Source organism: Bacillus pumilus (assembly GCF_024498355.1).
Classification (GTDB): Bacteria; Bacillota; Bacilli; order Bacillales; family Bacillaceae; genus Bacillus; species Bacillus pumilus_P.
On record NZ_CP101833.1, the window covers coordinates 1,712,201 to 1,738,017 of the forward strand.

Below are 25,817 nucleotides of genomic sequence, written 5' to 3' on the forward strand. Positions count from 1 at the left end.
TGTATGTCACTTCCTTATATCATGTGTTCTTAGAGTGGGATGAAATTTTCATTCACATACATAAGTCTGCTGAAAACATTACATAGTAAGAAGAAAAGAACGGAGGCAACGCGATGCATACAGTATGGAAAGGCGGCATTAGTTTCGGATTGGTCAACATTCCAGTCAAGCTGTTTACCGCTACAGAAAATAAAGATATAAAGTTAAGACAGCTGCATAAGGAGTGTCACACGCCTATTAACTACAAGAAAGTATGTGCCAATTGCGGTGAAGAGGTAGCGCCAGAACAAATCGTGAAAGCGTATGAATATGCGAAGAATAAATTTATTGAATTAGATGATGAAGAGCTAGAAAAACTGCGAAAAGAAAATGAAGAAAAAGCCGTTGAAATCATTGATTTTGTGAAGATAGAGGAGATTGATCCAATCTATTATGAAAGAAGTTACTTTTTATCACCAGATACAGGCGGAGCGAAGGCTTATTCATTATTAAGAAAAGCTCTAGAGGAATCAGGTAAAATTGGTGTGGCAAAGATGATGATCCGCTCAAAGGAGCAATTAGCGATAGTTAGGTGCTATGAACATATTTTGCTGATGGAAACCATTCATTTCCCTGACGAAATTAGACAAGTATCAGACGTACCGAATATCCCCCAAGAGGAGAACATTGTCAAGAAAGAGTTAGATACAGCGCTCCTTTTGATCGAACAGCTGACCACCACATTCGATCCAGCGGCATATCAGGATGAATACAGAGAACAGCTGATGAATTTAATTGGCAATAAAATATCTGGAGAACATACCGTTCAGCCAGAAACGACTGGCAAAAAAGATCCAGCATCCAATGTGACGGATTTAATGGCCGCTTTGCAGGCTTCGATCGACCGCTCAAAACCAGCCAAAGCAAAAAAAGCAGCGCCTAAGAAAAGAAAAGCACCAGCCAAAAAAGAAAAAAATGCATAAAGAAAAGACCGCTGACGTTCGGTCTTCACTCTGTCTTCTTTTCTGCGTGATAGAAAACCTTTGAAGTCTAGGAAGGGCGAGCACCGGAACGGAGCGAATTTGACATTCGTGAGTAACGGAGCGCAGACCTGACACCGAATGCGAGGGTTTGTCTACACGCTGGGACCGCTGACGAGCGGTCTTATTGCGGCTTTAACACGTCCTGAATCGTCCCGTTTTTTCGGTGGATGACAACAGAAGTTCCTTGATTAGCTGAAATCTCCTTTGCCCGGTCAATTGCTTCTTGTTTCGTTTCTTTAACCTCACTTGCTCGTTTCGCTTTTTCTGTCTGAACCGCCCATCCTTCTTCATGTTTGACGACATGCTGCGCATGATCCATGAGCTCTGGTCTTGCGGAGCTGCTGTCTTCAGAAGGTTTAATAGAACCATGAGATGAGAAATTTTCTATCTCTTTCTCCGTGGCATTCTTTTTCCACTCTTTCGCTTGACTGATCGCGATTGGGATGGCTCTATTGTCGTCATAGCCTTCCTGTATCATTTTATTGGCAATCTCAAGCGCTTTTTTTCGAATGACGCTGTCTAACGATTGAAATACAGCCGGATAATCGTTCATTGTCCAAGGCATATGAAACGCTCCTTTCTTTTATTTGAACACCTTCCCCTATCTGCAATCGATCAAACATACAAGTCCTCTCAAACCAATGACGGGGATAAAATACATCGTTTTGCTGAGGCAGCATCTTATCAATTCCCGCAGAATAGAAGGTAGAAAAGGAGTGATTTTAATGATGATGAAAGGTCTGTATGAAGCACATTTACCTGTGAATGACTTGAAGGCATCTATTGCATTTTATGAAAAATTGGAATTGACACTCGCTCACGAAAATGAACGAGTTGCTTTTTTATGGATTGAGAAAGGAAAGAGCTGGATTGGTCTGTGGAAAGTAGATATAAACGCCTTTCCATACCATCCAGCGACTCGGCACGTTGCCTTTCAAATTACAACGTCCAGTATCGAACAGATCAAGGATTGGCTGGTTGAAAAAGGTATTAGCATTCATCCGATGTTCGGTTTTTCAGAAGAGGAACAGCCTTTAGTTCTCGATAATCCGCCGCAATTTCATGCAGCGATCTATTTTCTTGACCCAGATGGGAATCTGCTTGAATGCATTGCACCGCTTAAGCTTGATGCAGCGGAAGAATACGATATGATGACATATGAGCATTGGGACCAAAAGAAAAATCCGTTTATTGATTGACAAAATCACTCATTGTAACTATATTGATTACAACGGTGGTGAAAGATTGTGAAACAAATTAGCAGCAGGTATTCGATCGCTGTTCATATTTTGTCATTTATTGCAGGTGTTCCAAAAGAGTGTACAGGTGATTTTATTGCAGAGAGTGTCAATTCAAACCCTGTCATTGTTCGAAAAATGATGGCAATGCTCAAACGAGCGGGTCTCATTGAGATTCGCCGCGGAGTAGGCGGTGCTTATTTAAAAAGGCCGGCAGAGGACATCACGCTGTTAGATGTGTACCGTGCTGTAGATGTAAGCGCGGGTGAAGAGTTATTTAACTTCCATCAACCAGTCATCGCATGCCCGATCGGTCAAGCCATGGATACGAGACTGCGGCACGAACTCAAAGAAGCGCAGTCTGCACTTGAAAATCGCCTAAGACAAGTGACAATCAAGCAATTATTGACGGAGGAAGATTAGAAGAAGCTCATACCCTTTGAGCTTTTTTTACACCTTTTGTTGTAACCGATATGATGATAACAAATGACCTAATATGTGCCTGAAGCTGTTCTACCCATGAAGCATCACCGTTGAATGACAAAATGAGGAGGTTAAACAAATGAAATTATTAGTAACAGGGGCAACAGGACAACTTGGATCGCTCGTCGTTAAGCATTTGCTGACAAAAGTACCGGCTGAACAAATTGCGGTGAGTGTTCGAGATCCGCAGAAAGCAGCGCATTTGAAGGAAGCTGGGGTGGATATACGCCACGGAGACTTTACTCAGCCAGACACTCTTGCATCAGCGTTTCAAGGCATTGACCGTCTTTTGATCATTTCAACTGCTGATGGAGACCGCGTGAAGCAGCATACGGCTGCCATCCAAGAGGCGAAAGCAGCAAATGTATCCTTTATTGCTTATACGAGCGTGGTCAATGCAAGAGAGAGTCAGCTTGTCCTTGCCCATGACCATGCAAAAACAGAAGAAGCGATTTTGGCCTCTGGCATCCCTCATGTGTTTTTAAGAAACAATTGGTATGTAGAAAATGAAAAAGACACCATTCTGGCATCAGTCAGCGGCGCACCATTTTTAAGCCCTATTGGTGAAGGGAAAGTTGGCTGGGCGACAAGAAATGACTATGCAGAAGCTGCGGCAAATGCGTTAACACTTCCGGTGCATGACCAGGAAATATATGAATTGTCAGGACCTCTTCGGACGCACACTGAACTTGCACAAATTGTCAGTGAGGTGAGCGGAAAAGAGATCAAAGTAGAGAAAATCGATGTAGACACATTTGGAGAATTTTTAGCTTCAAATGGTGTACCAAAAGAGGCTGTTCCATTTGTCAAAGCCATTCAAAGCGGCATTCGCGATGGTGCTCTAGCCGTTGAAAGCCAAGATTTCGAATCATTACTAGGCCGTCCGTTAACGCCTATTGAAGAAAGAATTCGTGAATTGATTTCAAACTAAACATCAAAAAACGCCTATCAAAAGGGCGTTTTTTTTCATGCTGCCACACGAGCATTAAGTACAAATTTTAGACAAATCACTTCGTTGAAATTTCAGAAATTTGGGATTAAAATGAAATTAATGCCTGTTATTTAGTCATCAGATGACCAGATATAAATCAAAGTAGAAGGGAAGTTCGCCGATGAAAGTCAGTTTATTCGTCACTTATTTAATTGACACAATGCAGCCTAAATATACCAGCAGGATGTGATGAAATGTTACGAAAAGCCTCACTTTCTTATCTTATTGCAAGCATTATTACAATAATAGTCATTTTGATTGAAGTTGGTATCCGTTCAGCAGTTGTTTCCCCATTTGTTCTACTTGACTCGAACAAAGAAAACAATCCCAAAGTATTAATTTCCCATTCTCTATTTCAAGGTGATTTTTTATTGACCTATCAAGATGGCTCCTCCAATGAGCATTCAGAAGCAGCCTTTCAATTGGGTGGAAAGCAAATAAATTTCACAGAGATTCCATCTGCTAATGGAACCAACACGATTGAAACAGACAAAATAATGAATGATAAGGCAGTGGTTTTTCTAAGAAGAGGTTTTGTACCTATTCATGACGATACGACCTCGATGGAACAGGTATCACAAAATCCTTTTTTCTCCAAATACAATCTAACGAATCTAACAGAAACTACTAAGGTCAAAACAGGTTTTAAGCATAATACCACATATATTATATTAATTACCTTAATGGGAATCCTTTTGCCCGCTCTGTTATTTTTATTTTTTAACCTTCATGAATCTATGAAAAACCTATTCACATTATTTATTCCTTTTGTTCTAGCCATTTTTCTTCCCTTGGGATTAAATTATTATTTCTTAATGGGATATGTGCTATCAATAACAGGGTCTTATGTCTTAAGTATCTTTCTCTCTATACTTGTGCCAACTTTCCTGTCAGTCTTATTGACAGCTTATTCATTTGAGTATACTACAAAAGATTCGCCTGAAGAATTAGAAGAAAATGAAGGCACGTTAGGAAATTCATTCTTAATGAATGTTAGGGAGCAAGTCGTTTTGTTTGGTGCCGTCACATTATCCTTGTTATATTTCGGCTCTTATTTATTACTTTCTTTGTCGTTTCAAGCGAAGATCATGGATAATCTTTTTCTTTTTTGTGCATGGTACTTCGCCCTAGTAATCTTATTTATTATTGGTTACTCAATCATTCAAAAAATAATAAATAAATATGAAGTCTTACATACGGACGAATTCATGAATATTCGCAACGATATTGAGTATAAGACAAAACAAAAGCTAAATATTTGGATAAAAAAAGGCTCGCAACATGATGTGAATGCCTGGATATATTCATTTCAACTTCCATTTACAAGAAGAGTCAATGTTTATGTGACCGAAGGGTTATTAGATAAGTTTGATACAGAGGAAATCCGTGCTATCTTATACCATGAAATGCGACACGTGAAATTAAAACACGCGCATTTCACCATTTACCTAACTTTGATTGTAACATTACTTATGGGAATCAGTATGTATTATGCGAGACAATTTATGCTTGCCAATGGATGGTGGCAATATATTCTTATTTTCCCAGCAGGTGTATTGATCATGATCTTTATTACGGAATGGTTACCAAAGAAAATCAGCCGGTTATTTGAGATTCAGGCTGATAACTTTGCTGTTTCCCACCTTGAAAATAAAACACTGTATCTCAATACTTTGATTAAATTAAGCAGCCTTATTGAAGAAGTAGATGGAGATTATGGAAGAAAATCTGAATGGCGTGAAAGTCATCCCTCTTTCGAAAAACGAATTGAGAACATAAAGAAAACCGATTAAATCAAGGTGATTATTTGAAGACTAAACTGTACCATTCCATAACATAAGCCATTCAAAGCGGAATTCGCGAATTGATTTCAAAATAAACATCCTCATACGCCCTGTAAAAGGGCGTTTTTTTCATGAAGCAATAATGGCAATATGGACAAATTTTAGACAAACCACTTCGTTGAAATTTCAGAAATTTGGGATTAAAATGAAATTAATGCCTGTTATTTAGTCATCAGATGACCAGAAGGATGAATCAAAATGCAGCAAAAGAAGGGAAGTTCGCCGATGAAAGTCAGTTTATTCGTCACCTGTTTAATTGACACCATGCAGCCGAATGTAGGAAAGGCGACAGTCGAGGTGTTAGAACGGCTCGGTGTTGAAGTGGAATTTCCAGAAGCACAAGTGTGCTGCGGACAGCCAGCCTTTAACAGCGGCTATACAAAAGAAACAATCAAAGCAGCGAAAAACATGATCAAAGCCTTTGAATCAGCTGAATATGTCGTGACACCATCAGGTTCTTGTAAGGCGATGTTTCTAGAATATCCTCATCTTTTGAAAGAAGATCCAGAGTGGACAGCTCGGGCTGAGGCACTTGCTGCGAAAACATATGAATTAACGGAATTTATTGTAGATATTTTACACGTAACAGATGTAGGTGCGAGTTTTAAAGGAAAAGCAACCTACCATACCTCCTGCCATATGACGAGACTGCTAAGAATTATGGAAGCGCCTTTCACACTGTTGTCAAATGTCAAAGATTTGACGATAGAACCTTTGCCCCGAGCAGAAAATTGCTGCGGATTTGGAGGTACCTTTTCAGTAAAAATGACACCCATATCTGAGCAGATGGTCGATGAAAAAGTGCAAAGCATAGAGGAAACAGGCGCTGAATATATCATTGGTGCTGACTGTGGATGCCTGCTGAATATTGGCGGAAGATTGAACCGCCTTGAAAAACCAATCCAGGTGATGCATATCGCAGAAGTATTAAATAGCCGCTGATGCGAAGAGGGGGAACGGCATATGAGTATGAAAATTGGAGAGAAAGCCTTTAAAGAGCGAATCGGGGAAGGCTTAGAAGACGCTGTCATGAGAGGAGCTGTTTCTTCGGCACAAGAGCGCCTGTATCAAAGGCGGATGACTGCAAGCGAAGAGCTTGGCAATTGGGAAAAGTGGCGTGAACTTGGCGAGGAAATCAGACAACATACACTTGCTCACCTTGATGACTACTTATATCAATTAAGCGAAAGTGTGAGTGAACGCGGAGGTCATGTCTTTTTTGCGAAAACAAAGGAAGAGGCATCAGCGTATATTCAAGGTGTGGCACAAAAAAAAGCGGCCCAAAAGATTGTCAAATCAAAATCAATGGTCACTGAAGAAATTGAAATGAATCAAGCACTTGAAGAGATCGGCTGTGAGGTGATCGAAAGCGATCTTGGCGAATATATTCTGCAAGTAGATGATCATGAACCGCCTTCACATATCGTGGCACCTGCTCTTCATATGACGAAAGAACAAATACGGGATGTGTTTCACGAAAAGCTCGGATATGACATGTCAGAAACCCCTGAAGATATGACGAGCTTTGTGAGAGCAATCTTACGAGAAAAATTCCTCGAAGCAGATATTGGCGTGACCGGCTGTAATTTTGCTGTGGCCAACACAGGTTCCATTTGTCTTGTGACAAATGAAGGGAATGCGGATCTTGTCACGGCCATACCAAAGACGCATATAGCTGTCATGGGGATGGAGCGGCTTGTTCCAACAATGGAGGAGCTGGATGTCCTTGTTGGTCTTTTGTGCAGAAGCGCAGTTGGCCAAAAATTAACAAGTTATATTTCTGTCGTGGGGCCAAAAGGAGAAGAAGAGGTCGATGGGCCAGAAGAATTTCATTTGGTCATTGTTGATAACGGAAGGTCAAATATATTAGGTACAGCCTTTCAGCCTGTTCTGCAATGCATCCGGTGCGCAGCCTGTATCAATGTGTGCCCGGTTTACCGGCATGTTGGCGGACATTCGTACGGATCGATTTATCCGGGTCCGATTGGAGCTGTTCTCTCACCTCTTCTTGGCGGCTATGATGACTATCAAGAGCTCCCCTTTGCGTCAAGCCTTTGCGCAGCTTGCACGGATGCTTGTCCAGTGAAGATTCCACTTCATGAGCTATTAATTAAACATAGACAAGTCATCGTTGAGAAAGAGGGGAGAGCGCCTAAAGCTGAAATGATGGCGATGAAAATGTTCGGAATGGGGGCATCGACTCCCGGGATGTATCAATTTGGAACAAAAGCAGCACCTGTTTTGATGAATCGTATGGCTTCAAACGGACGGATTTCAAAAGGAATGGGTCCTTTAAAGAATTGGACAGATATTCGTGACCTGCCAGCTCCAAGTAAAGAAAGATTTCGGGATTGGTTTAAAAAGAAACAAAAGGAGGAACGGTCATGAAGGGAACCATTTCTCATCGAGATTCGTTTTTAGCTCATATCCAGCAGCAATTAGGCAAAGGCTCCTCTCCATCTACATCTATTCAGCGTCCGGGATGGAAGCATCAAGTACAGTGGGAAACAAACGGACTTCTGTCTAAAGAAGAATTGGTGGAGCAATTGAAGAAGCAATGTCAACAAATTCATACAAGAGTGATAGAAACAACGCCGGAGGAAGCGCCCTCTCTATTACGATTATTGATGACAGAGTATGGAGAGGGTCCCGTGATGACCTCGCGTGATAGACGTTTTGAGCAATATGGATTCAATCCTATGTTTGCTTGCTTGCAAAAAGAAGGAATCTCGGTCACCAGCTGGGATGCAGATGCATCAAGGGATGAAAATATAAGGCAGGCAGAACAAGCGAAATATGCGGTTGTGTTCAGTGATTACACACTTGCAGAATCTGGCACAGTTGTTCTTTCATCTCATCAAGGTCAAGGAAGAGCGCTTCATTTTTTACCGATGATGTATATCGTGTGTATAGAAAAAAGCTCGATTGTTCCGCGGATGATTCAGGCCGTCTCGGCTCTTAATTGCTTGGTAGAGGAGGGAGAGCAGGCGAAAGGAGCCATTCATTTCATATCAGGCCCGAGTAATTCTGCCGATATTGAAATGAATTTAGTGGTTGGGGTTCATGGTCCGGTTCGGGCCGTTTATCTATTAATAGATGATGAATGAGGGCTTTCGTGAAGAGAGCCTTTTTTTATATGAAAACAGCTTTCAAACATTTTAAAAAATCATCTTGCCTCTAGGTGAATGGACATAGTAAGATGACGACATACAAGGTGAGAAGTTCATCTACTGCTGATGTAAAGGAAGCTGCTTATGGAAATAAATACAACTGTTCCAAAGAAGTCAATCGCAGTGCCGCTTGTAATTTCAATTATTGCCATTTCGTTCTCTGCAATTATTGTGAAATGGTCAAGTGCTCCTGCTGCTATTTTAAGTATGTATCGAATGATCTTGGCGGCTGTTTTGATGCTTCCGTTTATCCTGCCGCGGAAAAAAGAGTTTCTCTCGATTAAGCGTAGAGACTGGTTTTTATTATGTATGTCAGGCTTCTTTTTAGGACTTCATTTTGTGTTGTGGTTTGGCTCACTGAAGCTGACCACAGTGGCAAGTTCTACGATTATCATCGCTCTTCAGCCGATGGTGTCCCTGTTAGGTGGATTTCTCATTTTCCGTGAACGAACAACGATGTCTGCTATATTCACGATGTGTGCGGCGATTGTTGGTGCACTGATGATTGGGTGGGGAGATATAGGGCATAGCCAGGAAGCAATTGTAGGAGATATTTTATCCTTTTTAAGTGTGATTGCAGTTGTTTGTTATTTATTAATAGGCCAACAAGCTGTGAGAAAAATATCTCATTGGATTTATAGTTTTTGTGTATTTGGTTTTGCCGGCCTTTTTTTAATTCTTTTCAACCTGCTTCAGCACACTCCTTTTACAGGCTATCCGGGAAAAGAATGGGGAATCTTTTTATTGCTCGCCATTATTCCCACCATGTCTCATGTCATTAACAATTGGTTATTAACCTATGTCAATGCGACAACCATTTCAATGAGTATTCTCGGTGAACCTGTTGGGGCCACGATACTTGCTGTATTGCTGCTTGGAGAGAAAGTCACACTGTTTCAAATGTTAGGCGGTCTGCTTGTCCTTTTAGGTGTCTTTTTCTTTTTGATGCAGCAGCGTCAAGGGATCGTGATGAAAACAAAAAAATCCGGTTAATCTCCGGATTTTTTACTCTTTTAAATGATTTTTTTCAATGACTTGGTTTAATCTAGCCTCGACTTTCTTTAATTCCATTCGTTTCTTTCTAATCATTCGAAATGCGATGACAATGCTTGTTACGATAAATGCGATGAATAGAAGAGGAAATACTTGAAATATGATATCTCCAATGTTGAATGCAACATTCTCTCCATTAGACATGTGTAAAACCTCCTTCTCTATCTATATATTACCATAATCAATAAAAGATTGAGATTTATCCATAATTTATCTATAATAGGTAAAATATCACTCATTAAAGGAGAACCAATATGAGAACTTTAGTCCTTTTACGAGGTCTCCCAGGTGTAGGTAAATCAACATGGATCAAAGAGCAAGGCTTAGAGCCATATACTTTATCAGCTGATCAGATCCGTTTGTTGACCCAGCCGCCGCAGTTATCAGTCAATGGGAAACCGGAAATTACGAGCAAGCATGATCATAGAGTGTGGTCTTTATTATTTGATTTACTCACAGCCCGAATGGAACGCGGAGACTTTACTGTGATTGATGCGACACATGTCACAAGCAAGTCGATTTCTCAATATAAGTCGTTAGCTACTACGTATCGTTACAGGGTGTATGTCGTCGATTTCACGCAAGTGCCACTTGAAACAGCCCTCCTGCAAAATCGCTCACGAGAACCGCACAAAGTTGTGAGGGAGTCTGTTTTGTATCAAATGAACGAACGGTTAAAAACAGAAAAGGTACCGTCGTGGGTGACCGTTTTGCAGCCAGAGGAATATCCGCACGTGATGACCTATCAGTCTCGATCCTTTGATCAATATGAGGCCATTCATGTCTTCGGTGATATTCACGGTTGTCATACAGCCCTTAACACCTATTTGCAAGGGGACATCAAAGAAAACGAACTTTACATCTTTGCAGGTGATTTGCTTGATAGAGGAATAGAAAACAAAGAAGTTTTAGAATGGATGCTCGCACATCGAGAATGCCGGAATGTCATTGTGATCGAAGGCAATCATGATCAGCATTTATACCGGTTTGCACATGGCGAAAAAGTAAGAAGCAACATGTTTAATCGTCATACTGCGCCTGAAATCGAAGCAGGGGACTTTGATTTAAAAGAAGTAAGAAAGTTTGTCAGAACATTTCATCAGCTTACTTATTTTACGTACCATGGCCAGACATATCTTGTCACCCATGGCGGGCTTGCTCATTTGCCAGAAGAGCTTCTGCATGTCTCGACCCAGCAGCTTATTCACGGAGTAGGGGAATATTCAGATGACATTGACCACTTATTCGTTCAAAACACAGCTGGATTAGATATCATTCAAATTCATGGACATCGCAATTTATACAGGCTGCCTATTCAAGCAGCAGATAGGTCTTATAACCTCGAAGGTCAGGTTGAATTTGGCGGACAGCTGCGGGTGCTGAAAATCACAGCTGACGGGATTGAGACATATGAAATTGACAATCCTGTATATAGAGCCTCTGAGAAAAAACAATCGGTCTCTGTTCAACCAGATATTTCGCTGGAGGATTTTTTGGCTCATTTAGATCAGCATGAGTACGTACAGGAATTAAAGCTTCCGCACCACATTTCATCTTTTAATTTTACAAAAAAGGCTTTTAGTGAACGGCAATGGGACGACGTGAATGTGAAGGCAAGAGGTTTGTTTGTCAATATGGCTTCAAAGCAGATTGTTTCTAGAAGCTATAATAAATTTTTTAACATTGATGAGCGTCCTGAGACAAGAATGCAGCATTTAGTGAATCACCTACAATTCCCTGTCACCGTATATGATAAAGCAAATGGATACTTAGGAACTGTTGGGTATAACGAAATGGAGGATGAATTGGTGTTTACATCCAAATCGTATACATCACATGTGAAGCAAAATCCGCATGCTTCCTGGGTCGAAGAGCTATTTTTTGCAACCTTTGACAATGTGCAGGTCGACTACATCAAATCATACGTACGTGACAACAATGTATCTCTTGTGTTTGAAGTCATTTTGCCAGAGAAAGATCCACATATTATCACATATGATCAAGATCAACTTATTTTACTTGATATTGTGAAGCGGCAGCTGAGCTATGAAAAAGCACCATTTGCTGAAGTGAAAAGATTAAGTGAACAGCTTGGAATGTCATCCAAGCAGAAAGTGGCTGCGTTCCAGGATTGGACGTCTTTTTATAAATGGTATCAGGCAGTATCTCATGACAACTCGATTAAAGAAGAGGGATATGTCATTGAGGATGACAGAGGCTTTATGACCAAGCTCAAGCTTCCTTATTATCAATTCTGGAAGCAGATGCGTGCTATTAAGCAGCGCGTTGCAGAGAAACGTTCCGCGCAAAAATATATGCAGGCTTTCAAAACGGCGGAGCAAGCAAGATTTTATACGTGGCTGCTTGAGCAAGAACCAGAGAATGTGAGAAAACGCTCAATTATTGAGCTGCGATCACAATTTGAGCAAAATGAAGCAGCCCAATTGAATCATGACGAAATAAATGCATAGTGTAAAAAAGAGTCTTTCTAAACAAGAGCTGAGATAGTTGCCAGAGGGACTAAAATAATCTTTGTTTTAGTCCTTTCTCTTCTTATGTGCAGAAAATATGCAGAAAAAAAGATTATTAAAAGTGTTGATATATGGATCAGGGAAGGTTGAAATGGCTTAAAGAGGAATAAGCGGCGAGCGCAAGTAGTCTCAATATATAGGACTATTTCTAGCCCCTCCAAGTCTCTTTATATGGACATATGTTGCTGGCTATGAACTCATCAGTTAAGAGAAGGGCAACAAAGTTTGAACCAATTGCCTGTGAAATAGCCCCCAAAGTGGATAGAATTTGTGCTCCTTCTTCCTTGTTTTTTAATTCATAAACGCCACCAATTGCTTCTAAACCAGCACCTAATGCTTGAATCGAATTACCAACAGCAAATAGTTGCTCTCCAATGATATAATCTCCAGTAGCAGCGATAGAGGCACCAATCGATTGAAAGGAATCACCAAGTATCTCTAGACGAAGATTATCTGAATTTTCACCCTCCACATCTTGTAAATAAGCAGCTAATGAGCTTGTTGATGCACCAGCACCATCAATTAAGTTTCCAGTAAAAGCATAAGAATTCTCCTCAGGCGCTATTGCTATAACAAAAGATCCGACTGCTTGCAGACCTTCTCCAATTGCTACAAGTTTATTATTGATTTCATTCATTCCTGCTAAAGATCTGATTTCTGCAATTGCAGAAATGATTGTACCAAGCGCATCAATCCAAGCTCCTGTTAAAATGTTGTACTCATCAACATTACACATGTTCCACCTCAAATTGTTGTAGATTAACTGGCAGCAATATCACCGATTTCTGAATTCCCTTTTTAATAATATAGTCTGAACAAAGGAAAGGAGTGAAGGTCAAAATGCTTTCCAGTAAAGAAATCATTGAATGGAACAAAAAAGCTTATCATGATGTTGTAATGGGTACATGAGGATACGCCGTCCACGCAAGTAAAGGGAGGTATATATTGATGCCTATGATGATCACATTCATTCTCCAATCGATCAGGAATGAATATGTAGTGCTGAGGACACCCGTATGTCACAAAACTGCCAATATTTATAAGTCCTTTGGATGCAATGTAACTAGGTATCATTTCTCAATTATTATTATTTTCAGAAAATGTGGTGACGGGGTAAAATAAGTGTGTTTAAGTATAAATAGAAGAAATTAAAATATTAATATAATATACCCCATGCGGAATGAACATTCATTCCTAAAGCGAGAGGAGGGGGATAAAATGCCAGCAGCTCCTGATAAACAAGAGCAGATCATGAAGGCTTCACTGGACTTATTTATTGAACGAGGCTTTGATGGCACCACGATGCCGATGATTTCAAAAAGAGCCAACGTCGGAGCAGGTACCATTTATCGGTATTTCGATAGCAAAGAAGCACTCGTCAATATTTTGTACCAGCGCAGCCTCACTGCATTTATCGAAAAAATGAACAAAAACAGTCCAGATCCAAGGGTAAGTATTAGGGCTTACTTCAAGCATGTATTTTATTGCTTGGTTTTGTTTACAAAGGAGAATCCAAGCGGTCTTTATTTTTTAGAAATTGATAAACGGTCACATTACTTAGATGAGACGAGCAAAGAGAAAATGCAGCATTTATTAAATGAACTATTTCACATCTTTGAAGAAGGGAAGAAGGATGGGATTCACCCAAATCTCTCTGGTAGAACCATTTTATCAATTGTATTTGGCGCCTTTGTACAGCTTCATAAACAGATCCTTGCTGAAGAAATAGAGCCAACGATTGAATTTTTAGAGGAAATTGAGCAATGTTTATGGCGCGCCATTAGCGTTGCATCATAATGAAATAAAGGGAGTGGGAACATGCAACAAACATCAATCATTCCAAAACCAAAAACATACGGACCGTTAAAAAATATTCCCCTACTGAAAAAGGGAGAGCTTTCTCAAACTTTTTGGCGGCTGGCAGATGAGCTTGGACCGATCTTTCAATTTGAATTTTCAGAAACAACTAGTGTTTTTGTTTCCAGTCATGAGCTTGCTCAAGAAGTATGTGATGAGAGCCGTTTTGATAAATACATTGGGATTAGCCTCGATAAAGCAAGAGCATTTGCTGGGGATGGGTTATTTACGAGCTGGACAGAAGAACCAAACTGGAGAAAAGCTCATCAAATCTTGATGCCGGCGTTTAGCCAGCAGGCCATGAAGGGCTATCACGAGATGATGCTCGATATTGCAACGCAGCTTGTGCAAAAATGGCAAAGATCAGGCCTTGATGAAGAAATTGAAGTAGCAGAGGATATGACAAAGCTTACGTTAGATACGATCGGGCTTTGCGGTTTTGATTTTCGATTTAACAGCTTTTATAAAGAAAATCAGCATCCATTCATCGAAAGCATGCTGAAAGGCTTAAATGAAGCGATGGACCAATCGAAGAGATGGCCGATTGCAGATAAGTTAATGATCAAAAGAAGAAAAGAATTTGAGCATAATGTCGACTTCATGAAACAGTTAGTAGATGACATTATTAAAGAACGTAAAAAACAAGATGAAACGGGCGATGATTTGCTGTCCCTAATGCTGCATGCAACGGATCCTGAAACAGGTGAGCGTCTGTCAGATGAAAATATCCGTTATCAGATTATTACCTTCTTAATAGCGGGGCATGAAACGACAAGCGGTCTGCTATCATTTGCGATTTATTTCTTACTAAAGAATCCAGATAAATTAAAGAAAGCCGTTCAAGAAGCAGATGATGTGCTGCAAGGCGGGCTGCCGACATTTAAGCAGGTACAAAAGCTAAGCTACACCCGTATGGTGTTAAATGAGGCACTTCGACTTTGGCCGACTGCCCCTTCTTTCTCACTTTACGCTAAAGAAGACACAGTGATCGGAGGGGAATATCCGATTGAGAAAAATCAAAGTGTGACGGTGCTGCTTCCTAAATTACACCGTGATCAAGCGGTTTGGGGACAGGATGCAGAAGAATTTAAACCAGAGCGGTTTATGCATCCTGAAAACATCCCACAGCATGCCTATAAGCCTTTTGGGAACGGCCAGCGTGCATGTATTGGTATGCAATTCGCACTTCATGAAGCCACTATGGTTCTGGCTATGGTTCTGCACAATCTGGAATTGATTGATCACACATCATATAAACTTGATTTAAAAGAATCTTTAACGATTAAGCCAAACGATTTTAAAATCAAAGTGCGGCCAAGGAAGCAGCAATTCTTTATGGCACCTCCGAAAGAGGAACCGAAAAAAAGCACTGCATCTGATGAGTCAAAAGTGGCCAGTCACGGTACACCTCTGCTTGTCTTGTATGGATCAAATCTTGGCACAGCGCAGCAAATGGCAAACGAATTTGCTGAAGACGGAAAAGCAAAAGGGTTTGACGTAACCACTGCACCACTTGATGACTATACACGCCAATTACCAGATTCAGGCGCTGTATTGATCGTGACGGCTTCCTACAACGGACATGCGCCTGACAATGCGAAACAATTTGTGGATTGGGTGACGCAGGATGAGGAGCAGGATTTATCAAACGTGACATTTGCAGTCTTTGGATGTGGAGATCGAAATTGGGCGAGTACGTATCAGCGTATTCCACGTCTCATTGATGAGGCATTTGAAAGAAAAGGAGCGAAGCGTGTTGCTGATTTAGGCGAAGGCGATGCAGGCGGTGACATGGATGAAGATAAAGAAATATTCCAGAAGACTGTTTTCGAAGAGCTTTCAAAAGAATTTAATATCACTTTCCAAGAGAAAAATCAGGAAAAGCCAAATTTATCAGTTGCTTATACGAATGAGCTAGTGGAACGTCCTGTGGCGAAAACATATGGTGCCTTTTCAGCTGTTGTCTTGAGAAATACAGAATTACAATCTGAAAAAAGCCCGCGGCAAACAAGGCATATTGAACTGAAATTGCCTGAAGGGAAACAATACAAAGAAGGGGATCATATCGGGATTGTACCGAAAAATAGTGTTGCACTCGTTCAGCGGGTGACCAATCGCTTTAAACTAGATCCTCAGCAGCATATTAAGCTTTCTTCTGAAAAAGAGGCAAGTCATTTACCATTAGATCAGCCGGTTCAAATCAGAGAACTACTCGCGTCACATGTTGAGCTTCAAGAGCCTGCGACACGTACGCAGCTAAGAGAGCTTGCAAAATATACAGTATGTCCGCCTCACCGAATAGAACTTGAACAAATGGCTGGTGAATCCTATCAAGAATCCATATTAAAGAAGCGAGTGACCATGCTGGATTTATTAGATCAATATGAAGCGTGTGAGCTGCCCTTTGTACACTTTTTGGCGCTTTTACCAGGTTTGAAGCCGCGTTATTACTCGATTTCTAGCTCACCAAAGGTAGATGAAGAAAGGGTCAGTATCACAGTAGCAGTTGTGAAAGGCGAAGCGTGGAGTGGCCGCGGAGAATACGCCGGGGTCGCATCAAACTATTTATGTGATCTGCAAGAAGGAGAAGAAGTGGCCTGCTTCCTGCATGAAGCGCAGGCAGGATTCCAGCTGCCGCCTTCACCTGAAATACCGATGATCATGATCGGACCAGGAACAGGAATTGCCCCATTTAGAGGGTTTATTCAGGCAAGAGAAGTGTGGCAGCATGAAGGAAAACAACTTGGTGAAGCCCATCTTTACTTTGGCTGCCGTCACCCTCATGAAGATGATCTGTATTTTGAGGAAATGCAGCTGGCAGAGCAAAAAGGAGTTGTCTCTATCCACAGGGCTTACTCTCGTTATGATGAGCAAAAAGTGTATGTCCAGCATTTGATGAAAGAGGATGGCGACATGCTTATTGAATTACTTGATCAAGGTGCGTATCTGTATATTTGCGGGGATGGAAAAGTCATGGCACCAGATGTAGAGGCTACACTTGTCGATCTGTATCAAGCCGTGAAACAGTGCTCGAAAGAAACAGCTGAAAATTTGCTGACATCACTTTCAAATGACAATAGATATGTAAAAGATGTATGGAGCTAACAAACAGCGAAAACCGCCAATTTGGCGGTTTTTTTCAGTTTACATAGAAAGAGATAGATAGAATGAATGTTAGGAAGATACAAAACACCTAATTTAAAAATGAAATATTTTGTAAAAAATAAGAATATTCTCTCATTTACTCCAATATGAAACAATCGTATGATTTTTGATATAGGACATAAAGGAGGAATATGATGAAAAAGGTGAAAATGTTAATCCCTTCTCTACTCGTTTTTGGTGCTTTAAGTGTGCCTAGTTTTGCCCATGCCGCCTCGGATTCAGTACTAACGTCTGATTATGATATGGTGACTTCTGATGGAAAGGTAATCTCTTCAAGTGATTTCCACAATGATACGAAAGCCCCCTCATCCTTTGACAAAGTGGATGATCTTTCTTCTACTGTTGGCGAAAAAGTAAAACCACTAACAAAATATTTAAAAGACTTTCAAACAAAAGTAGTCATTGGAGACGATGGTAGAACAAAAGTAGCGAACACAAGAGTTGCGCCATACAATTCGATTGCTTATATTACATTTGGCGGGTCCAGCTGTACTGGTACACTCATTGCCCCCAACAAAATTTTGACAAACGGACACTGCGTGTACAATACAGCATCGAGAAGCTATAGTGCAAAAGGGTCTGTGTATCCAGGCATGAATGATAGTACGGCCGTGAACGGCTCAGCAAACATGACTGAATTCTATGTCCCAAGCGGATATATCAATACAGGTGCGAGCCAATATGATTTTGCCGTCATTAAAACAGATACGAACATCGGAAATACGGTCGGTTACCGCTCCATCCGTCAGGTGACAAATCTGACTGGAACAACGATTAAAATTTCTGGATATCCAGGAGATAAAATGAGGTCGACTGGCAAGGTGTCACAGTGGGAGATGTCAGGTCCTGTGACGAGAGAAGATACGAATCTAGCATACTATACGATTGATACGTTTAGCGGAAATTCAGGTTCTGCGATGCTCGATCAGAACCAACAAATCGTCGGGGTTCATAACGCAGGCTATTCAAATGGAACGATCAATGGTGGTCCAAAAGCTACAGCAGCCTTTGTTGAATTTGTAAACTATGCGAAAGCGCAATAAAAAATAGAGCATAAAGCTCGTTTCCTTCAAAGGGGACGAGCTTTTTTGTTTTGAACAGAATTTGCTGGTTTTCTATTTTTCTAATCTGAGAGATTCATCAAGCGGCTCATACTCATCATTTTTTTCACATGTCATCCGTTAACCACTCATACATTAAAAATGACTCATTTCCTTAAAGTCAAGATCATACCTGAAGAAGTATGAGGGGGTCACAAGCTTTTGAAGATGAGGAGAGACTGGTTCACTGCTGTCGTCCTATGCTTTGTGATATGGATGGGTGTGTTATTAAGTGGATTTGGAGAGAATCAGGCGGCAAAAGGGGCAGATCGTTATGATCATGTCATTCAATTTCCAAAGGAACGGTATCCTGAAACAGGCAGTCATATTCAAGAAGCCATTCGAAAAGGGCATTCAGATGTGTGTACCATTGACCGAAACGGGGCAGATGTCCGCAGGCAAGAATCGTTAAAAGGAATTCCCACAAAGCCTGGCTTTGACCGGGATGAATGGCCGATGGCGGTTTGTCTTGAGGGAGGAAAGGGTGCAAGTGTTCAATATGTCAGTCCATCAGATAATAGAGGAGCAGGCTCATGGGTCGGACACCAAATAAGCGGCTATCCTGATGGAAAAAGAATTTTATTTATTGTGAAATAAAACTGGGGAAGAGGCTCCTTTCGTGAGGGGCTTTTTTTTGTTTACAGATAGAGCGTATTCGAGCTAGCAGGGATAAAAGATTCAGTGGTACAATCAATCTATAATGACAAGAAGAAAATGTGAAGGGACATATGCTTATGGACAAGAACCGTGCATTATACGATTTTTTCATGCAACATGCAGAGAAATTAACTAAAACATGGTATGAATCAATTGAGGATGATGATCCAGAATCTATTTATCGTTCAACAGATTCGAGCATCATAGCAGAGCTTAAACGGCAAAATCAAGATTATTATCAGCATTTTATACGTGCTCTTATTGAAGACGAGACGTATTTACATACTGAGTTTAAAAAGTGGTCGGAAGACTTAGCAAGTGATCCGAAACATTTAAACACACCATTAGATTATGTCGTCAGAGAATATATGTCTAATCAAAGAGTGGTCCTTCATTACTTAAAAGAGTTTATTAAACAGCGGCAAGGTGATATTGATATCGATCGCATATTTTATTGGTATGATTTAATATCAGAGGCGTTTAACATTTCAATCCATGTGTTCATCCAGCAATATGTGAAAAACACAACCAAACAGCTCGTTGCTCAAAGAGATATGATTTATGAGCTGAGCTCTCCCGTCATCGTCTTAAAAAGCCATATTGCATTATTGCCTTTAGTAGGTGACATTGACACGGCGAGAGCAAAGATTATATTAGAAAATACATTAAAACAGTGCTCGCAAAAAGGTGTTCAGCATTTGTACATTGATTTATCGGGTGTCGTCATTATTGATACAATGGTGGCTCATCAAATGTTTGATCTTGTCACGTCACTTCGGTTAATTGGGGTGGAGACGACCATTTCAGGGATCAGACCAGAAATCGCTCAAACAGCTGTGCAGCTCGGGCTTCCTTTTCATGAATTTCGCACGGCATCATCACTTGCCCACGCGCTAGATCACATGACTGAATTTTCTCCTAAATAAAAACCAGGCCTAGTAACGGGCCTGGTTTTTATTTAGATCACAGCGTCAATTTTTGTTACTTTCCAATCCTTTTGTACTTTCTCATAAGTGACAGTTCGTTTTACTTCACGTCCATCAAGTGTTGGGACTGTGAATTCATATGTGCGGATTGTATTTTTCTTAGAGACAAGTTTAGGTGTTGCTTTCTCCCAATTGAGCATGTTGTCTCCGTCACCGACTGGAACAGCCATTTTCCCATTATGAACAATAAACTGATAGTCTTTTAAACCATGAGTGATCGCATCTTTTGTGAAAACTTGAGATAGGTAGCTGTTTAGTTTTTTCTTTGTATCAAATGTTTTAGAAAGATAGTTGTATGTCATGTCTTTATAACTAAATGATTTTAATTTGTAATCTGAATGTTCATTAATTTTGTAGCCTGACATCGCACTCCAAAAGTGTTCTCGTGCATCAAGGGCAATATGTAACGCTTCTTTATTTGTTAAAGCGGCTGGTTTTTTGGAAGCGGCTAGTGTTGTTGATTGTAATGAGATCATAAGCATAATAGCAGTTAATAAAACAAATAATTTTTTCAAGGCGATTGCCTCCTTTTTTAAATGAAAACTTCTTATGTTACAAATGTTACAATAATTACAGTGATATTACAAGTGTTAAATCTAAAAGTTTTTTATTTCTTTTCTTTCTACCTATATAACGTTTGAGCGAGACAAAAAGTTTTCATTTTTTTATTTTTTCTTCTTCACTACTATTTAACCGTTCTACAGAAGAACGAAACGTCTTTTGGAAAAATTTCTATTTGGACGTTCAACACCCTTTTTCATTTATGACATATACTGTTGTGATGAATGTCTAAGAAAGTGGTGTTTAATATGTATCATCCGTATGAAGGTATGTGGAATGGGTACTTATATGATAGGCAGGTACAAGGATGGCCATCGCTTCCTGTTCCTCAAGTTGGAGGATTTCCTGGGTTTCCAATCGGAGGGGGAGGTACTGGGCCAGGGCAAGGTTCAGGCGGACAATCAGCCCCGCCAGCTCCGCCGCAGCATATCATCTCACAGTATCAGCAAGCAGTCTCTCAGCCTCAAAGTATGCAGTCACTTATTTCAGGGCAAAGTGTAAGTGGAGGCCAGCAAACTGTTCAGTTTGCAGCGGGATGTAATAGAAGATGGACGATTGTGTTCCTTAGAAACGGTCAAGTATTTTTAATGTATGTGCTTTCCTCACAGCCTTTTGGCCGTACAACAGGCTTTATATGGCCGAACTTTACATTTGGTTCGTTCCCAAGTTCGAGTATTCTTGCTTATTCTTGTTCATAAAAGAAAAAGCCGGTTCTCATCAGCAACTGATGAAATACCGGCTTGTTTTAATGAATATTTCGAAATACGCCAATCACTTTACCTAGTATACTCACATTCTGTAAAATAATCGGTTCCATTGATGGGTTCTCTGGCTGTAATCTAAAGTGTGTATCTTCCTTATAAAAACGTTTCACTGTGGCTTCATCTTCCTCTGTCATCGCGACCACAATATCTCCATTGTTGGCAGTGCTTTGCTGACGGACAATGACATAGTCCTTGTCCAAAATACCCGCATCAATCATACTTTCTCCCATAATTTCAAGCATAAATACTTGTTCATCTGGCGCTGCAAAAGTCTCTGGAAGAGGGAAGTATTCTTCTACATTCTCAACAGCCGTGATAGGCAAGCCGGCTGTTACTTTTCCGATGACTGGTACATTCATTACAGCACTCTTTGGAATATTCATTTCCTCTTCATCTAGTACTTCGATCGCTCTAGGTTTTGTCGGGTCTCTTCTAATTAAACCCTTTGTTTCTAGTCTAGCTAAATGTCCATGGACAGTTGAGCTGGATGCTAGACCGACAGCTTCTCCAATTTCACGAACGGATGGGGGATAGCCCTTGCTTTTTACTTCTTCTTTGATGAATGTCAGGATATCGAGTTGTCTTTTTGATAGCTTCGTCATCTTTTGCACCTCAAAACGTCAATTTTAAAGAAATTATAGCATGTTTTTCCTAACAGTACAAACATAGGTTCGAAAAAAACGTTTGACAGAAACGTTTGTTCGTATTTATAATGAATGACAGAAAGAGCGAACGCATATTCTGTTAGGGGAGATGACATTATGAGGTTAAAAGAATCTATTATTTTTATTGGGGTATTCTCATTCATCGTTGGCATATTTCTCTCACTTATCGCAGTCACTAGCCATAATGATCCAAATCAATATGTTAAAATAGAGGTTCAATCAGGTGATACTCTTTGGGGGTTAGCTGATCAAGTAAACGACAGTAAATCAATCGACAAAAATGCGTTTATTGACTGGGTAACCGAACACAATGATCTTGCTTCAACTGAAATCCAGCCTGGAGACATCCTTGTGATACCAGTCAAAAAAGAGCATCCAGTCGTATATCAACTTGCAACAGTACAGTAGAAAGGTCGATTGAAGAGATGAACGCAATCATTTATGCGAGAGTCAGTACTGTCAAAGAAGAGCAGGAAACCTCGCTGAAAAGACAAGAAGAAGAATTGCTAGCTTTAGCTGCTTTGCACAAGATGAATGTGGTCAAAGTCATTAAAGAAAAAGCGAGTGGATACGATCTAGATCGTAATGGTGTTTTTGATATGCTTGCTACGCTGAAAGAAGAGTCAATAGATGCTGTTCTCATTCAGGATGAGACGCGCCTTGGAAGAGGACAAGCAAAAATTGCGCTTCTTCATTGTCTTTTTAAAGAGAAAGTAAAGGTGTATAGTGTTTTTCATAGAGGAGAGCTTGAGCTTTCAGAAGCAGATGAGATGGTCATTGAGATTGTAGGAATCGTGGAAGAGTATCAACGAAAAATTCATAACCTGAAAATTAAGCGGGGAATGAAGAGGGCTGTTGAGCGCGGGTATCAGCCTGAACTCAATTTAAAACACCGTGAGCAGGCGCCTGGCCGTGAGCGAATTGAAGTACCGATTTCAGAAATTGTTCGATTAAGAAAAAACAACATGACGTTCGCCGAAATCGCAGCAACACTTCAGGGACTAGGCTTTGACATTTCAAAGGCGACGGTGCATAGAAGGTATCAAGAATATGAAAAAGCTCTTACCACGTAAAGTGTGAATTGTTGTAAAAATGAATGATATTTAGTAGTATTTAGAGAAAATGTTTTAAAGGAGTTTGTCATGATTTCTAAAAAGCAGCTTGCAAGAATAAATGAGCTTTCAAAAAAGTCGAAAGAGACCGGTTTGTCGGACGCTGAAAAAACAGAACAAAAGCATTTAAGAGAAGAATATTTAAAAGCTTTTCGTTCTTCTATGAAAAATACACTTAAAACCGTGAAAATCGTCGATCCTGAAGGAAACGATGTCACACCAGAAAAATTAAAAAGAGAAAGAGATCAGAACCTTCATTAAGATCAGGATTTCTTGAATTTTGAAAAGATGGGAAGAATATTCTCATCTTTTTTCTTATTTGCATAAGTTTTTAGGTGATCGATAAACTAAATGTGACAAAATCCTTCTTTTTCAGCGTGAAATAGTTGTGAAAAAAGGACAGTAGATTTATGATAATGGTGTACACAAGATACGGAAGGGGATTTAAATTTATATGGAAACGATTGAATTGAAATCTATTGCAACAATACGTACTCTCTCCATAGACGCAATTGAAAAAGCGAATTCCGGTCACCCTGGAATGCCAATGGGTGCTGCACCAATGGCATACGCTTTATGGACGAATCACTTAAACGTAAGTCCGCAAAACCCAAATTGGTTTAACAGAGACCGTTTTGTTTTATCTGCGGGACATGGCTCTATGCTTTTATATAGCATGCTTCATTTAAGCGGATACAACCTTAGCATCCAAGATCTAAAACAATTCCGCCAATGGGGAAGCAAAACACCTGGACATCCTGAATTTGGACACACAGAAGGCGTAGATGCCACAACAGGTCCTTTAGGACAAGGGATTGCCATGGCAGTTGGAATGGCACTTGCAGAAAGACATCTTGCGGAAACGTATAACAAAGACAACTTTAACGTTGTGGACCACTATACATACAGCATTTGCGGAGACGGAGACTTAATGGAGGGAATTTCCTCTGAAGCTGCTTCACTTGCTGGTCATTTAGGCTTAGGCCGTTTAATTGTTCTTTATGATTCAAATGATATTTCTTTAGATGGCGACCTAGATCGTTCATTCTCTGAAAATGTGAAGAATCGTTTTGAAGCGATGAACTGGGAAGTTCTTTACGTAAAAGACGGCAACAACATCGAAGAAGTGACTGCTGCTATTGAAAAAGCCAAACAAAGTACGGACAAACCTACTCTCATTGAAGTGAAAACAACGATCGGTTTCGGATCTCCAAACCGTGCGGGAACGTCTGGTGTGCATGGTGCACCGCTTGGCAGCGACGAAGCAAAGCTGACGAAGGAAGCTTATTCTTGGACGTTTGAAGAAGATTTCCATGTACCTTCTGAAGTGTACGATCATTTCAAAGAAGCTGTAAAAGACGCTGGTCAGAAAAAAGAAGCAGCGTGGAATGAGCTATTTGAGCAATATGAAAAAGAATATCCAGAGCTAGCAGCTCAGCTGAAGCTTGCGATTGAAGGAAAGCTTCCTGAGAATTGGGATCAAGAGGTTCCTGTTTATGAATCAGGCTCAAGTCTTGCCTCTCGCGCTTCTTCTGGCGAAGTATTAAATGGCATTGCGAAGCAAGTACCTTTCTTTATTGGTGGTTCTGCTGACCTTGCTGGATCAAATAAAACAACAATTAAAAACACTGACGACTTTGGTAAAAATAATTACGCCGGCAAAAATATTTGGTTTGGTGTCAGAGAATTTGCAATGGGTGCCGCGTTAAACGGTATGGCACTTCACGGCGGTCTCCGTGTATTCGGCGGAACGTTCTTTGTTTTCTCAGATTACTTAAGACCAGCTATTCGTCTTGCTGCATTAATGGGACTGCCAGTCACGTATGTCTTTACGCATGATAGTATTGCCGTCGGTGAAGATGGGCCAACGCATGAGCCGGTTGAACAACTTGCTTCATTACGCGCGATGCCTAACCTTTCTGTCATTCGTCCAGCAGATGGAAACGAAACAGCTGCAGCGTGGAAACTGGCTGTATCTTCAACGGATAAACCAACAGCACTAGTACTCACTCGTCAAAACCTTCCAACGATTGACCAAGCACCAGAGAAGGCATATGAGGGAGTAGAAAAAGGTGGATACGTTGTCGTTGAAGCTGCTGATGCTCAGCCAGAAGCACTTTTACTCGCTTCAGGATCTGAAGTAGGCTTAGCGATTGAAGCGCAAAAGGCACTTGAAAAAGAAGGCATCCGTGCTTCTGTTGTGAGTCTTCCTGCATGGGATCGCTTCGATCAGCAGTCAGACGAATACAAAGAGTCAGTCCTACCTAAAGCAGTGAGAGCACGTATTGCGATTGAAATGGGTGCTTCACTTGGCTGGGAGCGTTACACTGGTCTTGATGGCGACGTGATTGCGATTGATAAATTTGGCGCTTCTGCTCCAGGTGAAACCATTATTGAGAAATACGGATTTACTGTAAGCAACGTGGTCAGCCGTGTGAAAGCGAAGCTTAATAAATAATCGATTTCCAAGCATCATGCTTTTTTGCTACCTGTTTGCAGAGCATTTCCATCCGCTCTGCAAACTTTTTTCTTTTTTCTTGTTTTTTTGACAAAACTAGTTTCTTCTTGCTTCATATATAGACAATTCTTTCTTTCACATTTTTGTATAATACAAGCAA

At 40.6% G+C, this 25,817-nt stretch carries 25 protein-coding genes; 20 read left to right on the plus strand and 5 right to left on the minus strand.

The genetic code is table 11. The features are described from left to right. Window positions 1–113 precede the first annotated feature (113 nt). Window positions 114–962: a non-homologous end joining protein Ku gene (ku, locus tag NPA43_RS08540; RefSeq protein ID WP_099725738.1), complete on the plus strand. Its 849-nt coding sequence runs from the start codon at window positions 114–116 to the stop codon at window positions 960–962. A gap of 181 nt (window positions 963–1,143) precedes the next feature. On the opposite strand, the gene NPA43_RS08545 is transcribed toward ku, so the two are convergent. Beyond that, window positions 1,144–1,587: a DUF2188 domain-containing protein gene (locus NPA43_RS08545; protein ID WP_099725736.1), complete on the minus strand. Its 444-nt coding sequence runs from the start codon at window positions 1,585–1,587 to the stop codon at window positions 1,144–1,146. A gap of 160 nt (window positions 1,588–1,747) precedes the next feature. Between NPA43_RS08545 and NPA43_RS08550 the strand changes: the two genes are divergently transcribed. From NPA43_RS08550 to NPA43_RS08585, 8 genes are all read left to right on the plus strand, one after another. Then, window positions 1,748–2,221 carry a VOC family protein gene (locus NPA43_RS08550; protein WP_099725735.1) on the plus strand — a complete coding sequence of 158 codons (474 nt, stop codon included), beginning with the start codon at window positions 1,748–1,750 and terminating at the stop codon, window positions 2,219–2,221. A gap of 48 nt (window positions 2,222–2,269) precedes the next feature. Further along, a complete protein-coding gene (locus NPA43_RS08555) occupies window positions 2,270–2,683 on the plus strand; it encodes an Rrf2 family transcriptional regulator (RefSeq protein WP_099725734.1) in 414 nt (137 codons plus the stop codon). A gap of 139 nt (window positions 2,684–2,822) precedes the next feature. Beyond that, a complete protein-coding gene (locus NPA43_RS08560) occupies window positions 2,823–3,674 on the plus strand; it encodes an SDR family oxidoreductase (protein ID WP_099725733.1) in 852 nt (283 codons plus the stop codon). A 254-nt stretch (window positions 3,675–3,928) separates the two neighbouring features. Continuing rightward, on the plus strand, window positions 3,929–5,527 hold the full coding sequence (locus NPA43_RS08565; protein ID WP_256499606.1) for a M48 family metalloprotease: 1,599 nt from the start codon (window positions 3,929–3,931) through the stop codon (window positions 5,525–5,527). A 276-nt stretch (window positions 5,528–5,803) separates the two neighbouring features. Further along, window positions 5,804–6,520: a (Fe-S)-binding protein gene (locus NPA43_RS08570; protein WP_099725731.1), complete on the plus strand. Its 717-nt coding sequence runs from the start codon at window positions 5,804–5,806 to the stop codon at window positions 6,518–6,520. 21 nt (window positions 6,521–6,541) lie between these two features. Continuing rightward, window positions 6,542–7,966, plus strand: coding sequence for a LutB/LldF family L-lactate oxidation iron-sulfur protein (locus NPA43_RS08575; RefSeq protein ID WP_230030200.1), 1,425 nt, complete (start codon window positions 6,542–6,544; stop codon window positions 7,964–7,966). Beyond that, the gene (locus tag NPA43_RS08580) at window positions 7,963–8,685 is read left to right on the plus strand and encodes a LutC/YkgG family protein (protein ID WP_249705566.1); all 723 of its coding nucleotides are present in this window, start codon (window positions 7,963–7,965) and stop codon (window positions 8,683–8,685) included. The genes NPA43_RS08575 and NPA43_RS08580 overlap by 4 nt, the downstream gene beginning before the upstream one ends. 147 nt (window positions 8,686–8,832) lie before the next feature. Next, window positions 8,833–9,741 (plus strand): DMT family transporter, encoded by a 909-nt coding sequence (locus tag NPA43_RS08585; RefSeq protein WP_256499607.1) that lies wholly within the window; start codon window positions 8,833–8,835, stop codon window positions 9,739–9,741. 12 nt (window positions 9,742–9,753) lie between these two features. On the opposite strand, the gene NPA43_RS08590 is transcribed toward NPA43_RS08585, so the two are convergent. Next, window positions 9,754–9,945, minus strand: coding sequence for a hypothetical protein (locus tag NPA43_RS08590; RefSeq protein ID WP_099725727.1), 192 nt, complete (start codon window positions 9,943–9,945; stop codon window positions 9,754–9,756). A 110-nt stretch (window positions 9,946–10,055) separates the two neighbouring features. Here NPA43_RS08590 and NPA43_RS08595 point away from each other — a divergent pair, with 110 nt between their 5' ends. Next, on the plus strand, window positions 10,056–12,272 hold the full coding sequence (locus NPA43_RS08595; RefSeq protein WP_256499608.1) for an RNA ligase: 2,217 nt from the start codon (window positions 10,056–10,058) through the stop codon (window positions 12,270–12,272). 208 nt (window positions 12,273–12,480) lie between these two features. On the opposite strand, the gene NPA43_RS08600 is transcribed toward NPA43_RS08595, so the two are convergent. Continuing rightward, window positions 12,481–13,068: a DUF6944 family repetitive protein gene (locus NPA43_RS08600; protein WP_099725725.1), complete on the minus strand. Its 588-nt coding sequence runs from the start codon at window positions 13,066–13,068 to the stop codon at window positions 12,481–12,483. Between the two features lie 482 nt (window positions 13,069–13,550). Here NPA43_RS08600 and NPA43_RS08605 point away from each other — a divergent pair, with 482 nt between their 5' ends. From NPA43_RS08605 to NPA43_RS08625, 5 genes are all read left to right on the plus strand, one after another. Continuing rightward, window positions 13,551–14,129, plus strand: coding sequence for a TetR/AcrR family transcriptional regulator (locus NPA43_RS08605; protein WP_230030204.1), 579 nt, complete (start codon window positions 13,551–13,553; stop codon window positions 14,127–14,129). A 21-nt stretch (window positions 14,130–14,150) separates the two neighbouring features. Further along, window positions 14,151–17,294, plus strand: a complete 3,144-nt coding sequence (locus NPA43_RS08610; RefSeq protein WP_256499609.1) for a bifunctional cytochrome P450/NADPH--P450 reductase — start codon at window positions 14,151–14,153, stop codon at window positions 17,292–17,294. Window positions 17,295–17,488: 194 nt separating this feature from the next. After that, window positions 17,489–18,397, plus strand: coding sequence for a trypsin-like serine peptidase (locus tag NPA43_RS08615; protein ID WP_099725722.1), 909 nt, complete (start codon window positions 17,489–17,491; stop codon window positions 18,395–18,397). Window positions 18,398–18,670: 273 nt separating this feature from the next. Next, window positions 18,671–19,051 carry a NucA/NucB deoxyribonuclease domain-containing protein gene (locus tag NPA43_RS08620; protein WP_230030533.1) on the plus strand — a complete coding sequence of 127 codons (381 nt, stop codon included), beginning with the start codon at window positions 18,671–18,673 and terminating at the stop codon, window positions 19,049–19,051. Window positions 19,052–19,188: 137 nt separating this feature from the next. Next, window positions 19,189–20,037 carry an STAS domain-containing protein gene (locus tag NPA43_RS08625; protein ID WP_256499610.1) on the plus strand — a complete coding sequence of 283 codons (849 nt, stop codon included), beginning with the start codon at window positions 19,189–19,191 and terminating at the stop codon, window positions 20,035–20,037. 32 nt (window positions 20,038–20,069) lie between these two features. Here the strand turns inward: NPA43_RS08625 and NPA43_RS08630 are convergent, their stop codons facing one another. Then, window positions 20,070–20,612 carry an IseA DL-endopeptidase inhibitor family protein gene (locus tag NPA43_RS08630; RefSeq protein WP_099725719.1) on the minus strand — a complete coding sequence of 181 codons (543 nt, stop codon included), beginning with the start codon at window positions 20,610–20,612 and terminating at the stop codon, window positions 20,070–20,072. A gap of 294 nt (window positions 20,613–20,906) precedes the next feature. Between NPA43_RS08630 and NPA43_RS08635 the strand changes: the two genes are divergently transcribed. Then, window positions 20,907–21,356, plus strand: coding sequence for a hypothetical protein (locus tag NPA43_RS08635; RefSeq protein ID WP_099725718.1), 450 nt, complete (start codon window positions 20,907–20,909; stop codon window positions 21,354–21,356). Between the two features lie 47 nt (window positions 21,357–21,403). On the opposite strand, the gene lexA is transcribed toward NPA43_RS08635, so the two are convergent. Then, the gene (gene lexA, locus NPA43_RS08640; RefSeq protein WP_003212311.1) at window positions 21,404–22,024 is read right to left on the minus strand and encodes a transcriptional repressor LexA; all 621 of its coding nucleotides are present in this window, start codon (window positions 22,022–22,024) and stop codon (window positions 21,404–21,406) included. 159 nt (window positions 22,025–22,183) lie between these two features. Between lexA and yneA the strand changes: the two genes are divergently transcribed. The 4 genes from yneA to tkt all read left to right on the plus strand — a co-directional run bounded on the left by yneA (window position 22,184) and on the right by tkt (window position 25,657). Next, window positions 22,184–22,495 (plus strand): cell division suppressor protein YneA, encoded by a 312-nt coding sequence (gene yneA / locus NPA43_RS08645; protein WP_034660770.1) that lies wholly within the window; start codon window positions 22,184–22,186, stop codon window positions 22,493–22,495. A gap of 17 nt (window positions 22,496–22,512) precedes the next feature. After that, window positions 22,513–23,160, plus strand: a complete 648-nt coding sequence (locus NPA43_RS08650) for a YneB family resolvase-like protein (protein WP_099725717.1) — start codon at window positions 22,513–22,515, stop codon at window positions 23,158–23,160. Between the two features lie 69 nt (window positions 23,161–23,229). After that, on the plus strand, window positions 23,230–23,460 hold the full coding sequence (locus NPA43_RS08655) for a DUF896 domain-containing protein (RefSeq protein WP_099725716.1): 231 nt from the start codon (window positions 23,230–23,232) through the stop codon (window positions 23,458–23,460). 193 nt (window positions 23,461–23,653) lie between these two features. Continuing rightward, a complete protein-coding gene (gene tkt, locus NPA43_RS08660) occupies window positions 23,654–25,657 on the plus strand; it encodes a transketolase (RefSeq protein ID WP_099725715.1) in 2,004 nt (667 codons plus the stop codon). Window positions 25,658–25,817 lie beyond the last annotated feature (160 nt).

Excerpts from the sequence above, each read along its gene's own strand:
- ku (WP_099725738.1), top strand. The coding sequence starts at position 114 with ATGCATACAGTATGGAAAGGCGGCATTAGTTTCGGATTGGTCAACATT.
- NPA43_RS08545 (WP_099725736.1), bottom strand. The coding sequence starts at position 1,587 with ATGCCTTGGACAATGAACGATTATCCGGCTGTATTTCAATCGTTAGAC.
- NPA43_RS08550 (WP_099725735.1), top strand. The coding sequence starts at position 1,748 with ATGATGATGAAAGGTCTGTATGAAGCACATTTACCTGTGAATGACTTG.
- NPA43_RS08560 (WP_099725733.1), top strand. The coding sequence starts at position 2,823 with ATGAAATTATTAGTAACAGGGGCAACAGGACAACTTGGATCGCTCGTC.
- NPA43_RS08565 (WP_256499606.1), top strand. The coding sequence starts at position 3,929 with ATGTTACGAAAAGCCTCACTTTCTTATCTTATTGCAAGCATTATTACA.
- NPA43_RS08570 (WP_099725731.1), top strand. The coding sequence starts at position 5,804 with ATGAAAGTCAGTTTATTCGTCACCTGTTTAATTGACACCATGCAGCCG.
- NPA43_RS08575 (WP_230030200.1), top strand. The coding sequence starts at position 6,542 with ATGAGTATGAAAATTGGAGAGAAAGCCTTTAAAGAGCGAATCGGGGAA.
- NPA43_RS08580 (WP_249705566.1), top strand. The coding sequence starts at position 7,963 with ATGAAGGGAACCATTTCTCATCGAGATTCGTTTTTAGCTCATATCCAG.
- NPA43_RS08585 (WP_256499607.1), top strand. The coding sequence starts at position 8,833 with ATGGAAATAAATACAACTGTTCCAAAGAAGTCAATCGCAGTGCCGCTT.
- NPA43_RS08590 (WP_099725727.1), bottom strand. The coding sequence starts at position 9,945 with ATGTCTAATGGAGAGAATGTTGCATTCAACATTGGAGATATCATATTT.
- NPA43_RS08595 (WP_256499608.1), top strand. The coding sequence starts at position 10,056 with ATGAGAACTTTAGTCCTTTTACGAGGTCTCCCAGGTGTAGGTAAATCA.
- NPA43_RS08600 (WP_099725725.1), bottom strand. The coding sequence starts at position 13,068 with ATGTGTAATGTTGATGAGTACAACATTTTAACAGGAGCTTGGATTGAT.
- NPA43_RS08605 (WP_230030204.1), top strand. The coding sequence starts at position 13,551 with ATGCCAGCAGCTCCTGATAAACAAGAGCAGATCATGAAGGCTTCACTG.
- NPA43_RS08610 (WP_256499609.1), top strand. The coding sequence starts at position 14,151 with ATGCAACAAACATCAATCATTCCAAAACCAAAAACATACGGACCGTTA.
- NPA43_RS08615 (WP_099725722.1), top strand. The coding sequence starts at position 17,489 with ATGAAAAAGGTGAAAATGTTAATCCCTTCTCTACTCGTTTTTGGTGCT.
- NPA43_RS08620 (WP_230030533.1), top strand. The coding sequence starts at position 18,671 with ATGGGTGTGTTATTAAGTGGATTTGGAGAGAATCAGGCGGCAAAAGGG.
- NPA43_RS08625 (WP_256499610.1), top strand. The coding sequence starts at position 19,189 with ATGGACAAGAACCGTGCATTATACGATTTTTTCATGCAACATGCAGAG.
- NPA43_RS08635 (WP_099725718.1), top strand. The coding sequence starts at position 20,907 with ATGTATCATCCGTATGAAGGTATGTGGAATGGGTACTTATATGATAGG.
- lexA (WP_003212311.1), bottom strand. The coding sequence starts at position 22,024 with ATGACGAAGCTATCAAAAAGACAACTCGATATCCTGACATTCATCAAA.
- yneA (WP_034660770.1), top strand. The coding sequence starts at position 22,184 with ATGAGGTTAAAAGAATCTATTATTTTTATTGGGGTATTCTCATTCATC.
- NPA43_RS08650 (WP_099725717.1), top strand. The coding sequence starts at position 22,513 with ATGAACGCAATCATTTATGCGAGAGTCAGTACTGTCAAAGAAGAGCAG.
- NPA43_RS08655 (WP_099725716.1), top strand. The coding sequence starts at position 23,230 with ATGATTTCTAAAAAGCAGCTTGCAAGAATAAATGAGCTTTCAAAAAAG.
- tkt (WP_099725715.1), top strand. The coding sequence starts at position 23,654 with ATGGAAACGATTGAATTGAAATCTATTGCAACAATACGTACTCTCTCC.